Source organism: uncultured Tyzzerella sp. (genome assembly GCF_963558545.1).
In the GTDB taxonomy this organism is placed as follows: domain Bacteria; phylum Bacillota; class Clostridia; order Lachnospirales; family CAG-274; genus Tyzzerella.
Genome location: NZ_CAUWHO010000086.1, coordinates 1 through 4,715, shown reverse-complemented (window position 1 = coordinate 4,715; position 4,715 = coordinate 1). Strand labels below are relative to the sequence as shown.

At 26.8% G+C, this 4,715-nt stretch carries 5 protein-coding genes; 2 read left to right on the top strand and 3 right to left on the bottom strand.

Going from position 1 to position 4,715, the window contains the following annotated elements; all coding sequences use genetic code 11:
* From R5Z65_RS09565 to R5Z65_RS09555, 3 genes are all read right to left on the bottom strand, one after another.
* The coding region (locus tag R5Z65_RS09565; RefSeq protein WP_317368768.1) for a Ger(x)C family spore germination protein at window positions 1-1,000 on the bottom strand (1,000 nt) is incomplete at its 3' end.
* Entirely contained in the window at window positions 987-2,090 is a 1,104-nt protein-coding gene (locus R5Z65_RS09560) for an endospore germination permease (RefSeq protein WP_317368767.1), read from the bottom strand. The genes R5Z65_RS09560 and R5Z65_RS09565, both read right to left, overlap by 14 nt.
* Before the next feature lie 11 nt (window positions 2,091-2,101).
* On the bottom strand, window positions 2,102-3,616 hold the full coding sequence (locus R5Z65_RS09555; RefSeq protein WP_317368766.1) for a spore germination protein: 1,515 nt from the start codon (window positions 3,614-3,616) through the stop codon (window positions 2,102-2,104).
* Window positions 3,617-3,750: 134 nt separating this feature from the next.
* Between R5Z65_RS09555 and R5Z65_RS09550 the strand changes: the two genes are divergently transcribed.
* Together R5Z65_RS09550 and R5Z65_RS09545 are read left to right on the top strand one after the other, a co-directional pair.
* Window positions 3,751-4,248 (top strand): GNAT family N-acetyltransferase, encoded by a 498-nt coding sequence (locus tag R5Z65_RS09550; RefSeq protein WP_317368764.1) that lies wholly within the window; start codon window positions 3,751-3,753, stop codon window positions 4,246-4,248.
* Between the two features lie 12 nt (window positions 4,249-4,260).
* On the top strand, window positions 4,261-4,715 hold a 455-nt coding region (locus tag R5Z65_RS09545; protein WP_317368763.1), incomplete at its 3' end, for a DUF624 domain-containing protein.

Sequence of the window (4,715 nt, the reverse complement as noted above, 5' to 3'; positions counted from 1 at the left end):
AATTTTCTATTTCTTTTTCTATATAATTAGATATTTCATCTTCTATCATCTTATATTTTTCTGTATCTATCATTATATTTTTACCTAAAGTATATTCTGATATATTACCTTCTATATCAATAGTAATTTTACAAGCTATTTTATCATTTTGCTCGTAAAAATTTTTATCTACTTTCTTTTTAAAAATAGAGGTAGATACATATCCATTTTCAAAAGGTATAGGTATCTCACCTAAAGACTTTTTATCTATTATCCATAAAATACCTTTAGTTGTAGCATCGTCTAAATATCCTGTATACTTATTATCTTTTAATACTATAAGACCAGATAATCTTACATCTTCATCTACAATTTGTATGTTAGGTATAGCAGTAGTTTTTGTTGATAGTAGTTGTTGTATAACATCTTCTAAATCTACTCTATAAGTAAAAGAAGAATTTTTTTTATTATTTTTATAAAAATCATTTATATATATACCAAGCATTTTTTCATCTTTTGGTATTGTTTGCAAAATTTCCTTTGCTGTTTTTGTAGTTCCCAAAACTATAATTTTTCTGCTTATTTCATTATTTCTTTCCAGTGCATCTATTGTTTCTCTTAGCAATATTTCATCTTGTAATATTTCCTTTCCTAAAACAACTACTTTCGTATGTCCATAATATAAATTTCTACTCATATAAGTGTCTATTAGCTCTATTGTAGATGCAACAGACGAACCCTCTGCTACTTTTATAGCTTCGTTTACACTACTATTCTCTTTTTCTTTACTCATAGGGTCGGTGCTTCCTGTTTTCTCCCCTTCTGATACTTCTGGCATAGCCATAGAAACAATTAATCTTTTTTCTTCTCCTGTTTTTTCTATATTAGTATCATTTTCTTCAGTATATTTGTCTACACCTATTGCCAAAACTAATGCTCTTTCTTCTAATTCCACTTTATCAAAGCAACCTGTTAAAAACAACCCAAAAAGCACTACATAAAACATTTTAAATATCTTCACTTTTTAACCCCCTTACCTTAGCTACTACATATAAAACTATTGGTAAGATAACTATATAAAAAGTACCAAATGTAAAATAACTTATATCAATTATTTTATATACTACTGTTATATTAGATGGTAAAAATGATATAAAATACACTATAGGTAAACATATACATATAAACTTAGTATGAGTTCCTATTTTTGCTATATCCTTAAATATTAATGATGCAAAAAACATACCTGCATTAACCATCATAAAAATAGATATTATCCAAAATGTCATTATTAAAGCATCTTGCCTTTCTATAAAAGACCCTGGCAAATCTATTGTATCCATTATTTCTAACACAGGCCACATTTGGTGCATAATATCATATTTGCCAAACCTTGCTATTGTTATAGTTGTAATAACTGTCATTATAATACCTACTGTTATTATTGCTCCTATAGTAGCTTTTTGTATTTTTTCTTTTTCCTTAATATATGGATATACTAAAAATATAAATTCTATCCCTGTAAAATAAAATAACATATATCCACTGCCTTTTAAAGCATACTTAATATCAATTTCTTTAAAAAATGGCTTTAAGTTAGAAAAGTCTATATCAAAGATAGATATAAAAAATACAAATGCTAAAGGTATAAAAACAATAAAAATAAGTACCTCTGCTATACGACCTCTAGCTTCATATCCTTTGCTAGCCATATAAGACCCCAAAACTAACATACTAAAAGATATTACCCAAAAAGGTGTATTAAAAAGCATTATTTCTTTTAATATTTCAGAAAAAATTCTTATTTCCATTGCTACACCTATCATAATTTTTATAATAAATCCAAAACTTATAAGAATACCTAAAGGTCTACCTAAAATTTTACAAGTATAATCTACAAAACTGTCGTTAGGATATATTTTTGCAACCTGGTTTATTAGTATCAAAAAAAATAGCGAAAAAATTAACCCAATTAAAATAAGTATCCAACCATTTTGGCCTCCAAAATGTACTGCCCTTTGTGGCAAAATACTTATACCCATACCAAAAATATCTAATATTAAAAGTAACCTTAATTGTCTTATAGTTATAAAGTTGTTATCTGCAAACATTTCTATCCCCCTTAGTTAATATCCTCTTTCTTGTTTTTATTAAGGCTTAGCCTTATCTTTTGGCTATCTTTAGAAAAAATTGGTCTTTTTCTAAGCATAAATATTGGCAATTTTATTATTGTATCTTTAATATCATTAAGGCCATATTGTTTTACAGATACAAATGGATATAAATAAGGTATACCAAAACTTTTTAATGTTACAAGATGTATAAGGCAAACTAATATAGCTAACCAAAATCCAAAAAATCCAAGTAATGATGATAGCAATATTATAAAATACTTTGTAAGCCTATAACCTGCAACAAGAGCAATATTAGGTATAGCAAAGCTACATATAGCTGTAAGAGAAATAACTATTACTACAATTGGGCTAACAAGCCCTGCCTCAACAGCAGCTTGTCCTATTATTATCCCCCCTACTATCCCAAGAGTACTACCTATTGCTGTAGGTAGTCTTATACCTGCTTCTCTTAATGTTTCAAATGCAAGCTCCATTAAAACTATTTCCACAACAGCAGGTATTGGTACAGTTTGCCTTGCCTCTGCCATTTTTAAAATAAGCTCCATAGGTATCATAGCAGGGTGATATACTGCTATTGCTATATATAACCCTGGTAAACAAACTGCTATAACCCCTGCTATATATCGTATTATCCTTATAAAGCTCATTATTTCCCATCTTTGATAGTAGTCTTCTGAAGATTGGTAAAAACTTGCTAATATTGTTGGCACAATTATAACAAATGGCGTATTATCTACTACAATAGCTATTCTTCCCTCCAAAAGAGCAGCAGCCACCTTGTCTGGTCTTTCTGTCATTTGCATTTGAGGAAAAGGAGATTTATAGTCATCTTCTATAAATTGTTCTATATATCCACTATCTAATATACCATCTATATCTATCATATTAAGACGTTTTTGTACTTCTTCTAGTATTTCTGGTCTTGCAATATCTTCCATATACATTATGGCAACATCTGTTTTACTTCTTTTACCTATCCTCATCTGCTTTAGTTTTAGGTTAGTATCTCTTATCCTTCTTCTTATAAGAACAGTATTTACCCTAAATGTTTCTGTAAAAGCCTCTTTAGAGCCTTGTACTACAACCTCTGTATCTGCTGTTGAAACACTTCTTCTAGGAAATCCTTTTGTAGATAAAATAATAGCTTTATCAAATCCATCTATCAATAGCAATGTATTTCCTGCTAATATTTCGTCTATTACTTTTTCAAAGTCTGTTTCTTCAAAAAAGTCTGCTGTTGCAAGTCCACCATTTTTTAAAGCATCAAATATATTCTCTTTTAATTCATCACCTGTGGGCTTAACCTGTCTTATATCTATCATTAAAATATCCATAAGCTCATCTATAAAAGCTCTATCTGTCATTACATCTATATAACTTATATATAAATTATGCTCTCTATTTTCTCCAACGGGAAATTTTCTTTTTACTAAATCTCCAAACTCTTTGAATCTTGTATCTAAATAATTTATATTTTTATCTATATCTTTATCTATATGCAATATTTTCCCTCCCAAAATTTATTTATAAAGTTATCTTTTACCACTATTTTTTATTTATACATATTTTTATATAAAAATTGATTTTATGTATTTAATACTGTATAATATATAATAATATTTTTAGGAGGTATTATATGAAAAATATAAATTTCGATACTATATATAGTATTTTAGAAAGTTCTTTTGAACCATTTTTACACAGAGGATATGAGCGACAAAAAAATCTTTTACATAAAGATAACTATAATATTATTACTTACGAAGAAAACAACGAAATTTTAGGATTTTTAAGCTACTGGGAATTAGATAAAAATATGCTCTTTGTAGAACACTTTGCTGTAAATCCAAAAAAAAGAGGCTCTGGTATAGGTAAAAAAATATTTAATGACTTTTTAAGCTTGGAAGGAGATAAATTTTTAGAAGTAGAACCACCACACACAGAAATAGACAAAAAAAGAATAGATTTATATAAAAGCTTTGGCTTTGTATTTAATGAAAATGAATACTATCAATCCGTATATAATAAAGGAGACTCAAAAACAAGGTTGCATATTATGTCTAGTAGAGAAATAGATGAAAAAACATTTAATACCGTTGCAACAAAAATTCATAGTTTAGAAAATAATATTTAAGGGGATGATTAATTGAAAGAATATTTTGATATAGAGCGTATTATGACCTATTGTAGCTATATTTTTTACTTTTTATGTATAAACTTATTATGTGCTATATTAAATACACCCTTAGTTTTATTTATAATATTTGTAGGTATAAAAGAAATTTCAAAATATATGCCTTTATTTTTAGTTTGTTGTATCCCTTTACCTGTTTCATTTTGTGCAGCTTTATATTGTATGGGTAAATTTATTAAAAATAAAGACTTAAATTTAATTAAAGATTATTTTAATGGAGTTAAATTTAGCCTTATACAAAGTACTTTAATAGGAATATTATATTTAGTTATAATTTTTATATTATATACTAATATAATATATAGTATAAATAAAAATTTAAGTATAACACTTATGTTCTTTTTTGTAGTTATGTTAATTTTTGTTTTATTATCTAGTATAAATTCTTTCATTTTAATAAGCCAATT

Excerpts from the sequence above, each read along its gene's own strand:
- R5Z65_RS09560 (WP_317368767.1), bottom strand. The coding sequence starts at position 2,090 with ATGTTTGCAGATAACAACTTTATAACTATAAGACAATTAAGGTTACTT.
- R5Z65_RS09550 (WP_317368764.1), top strand. The coding sequence starts at position 3,751 with ATGAAAAATATAAATTTCGATACTATATATAGTATTTTAGAAAGTTCT.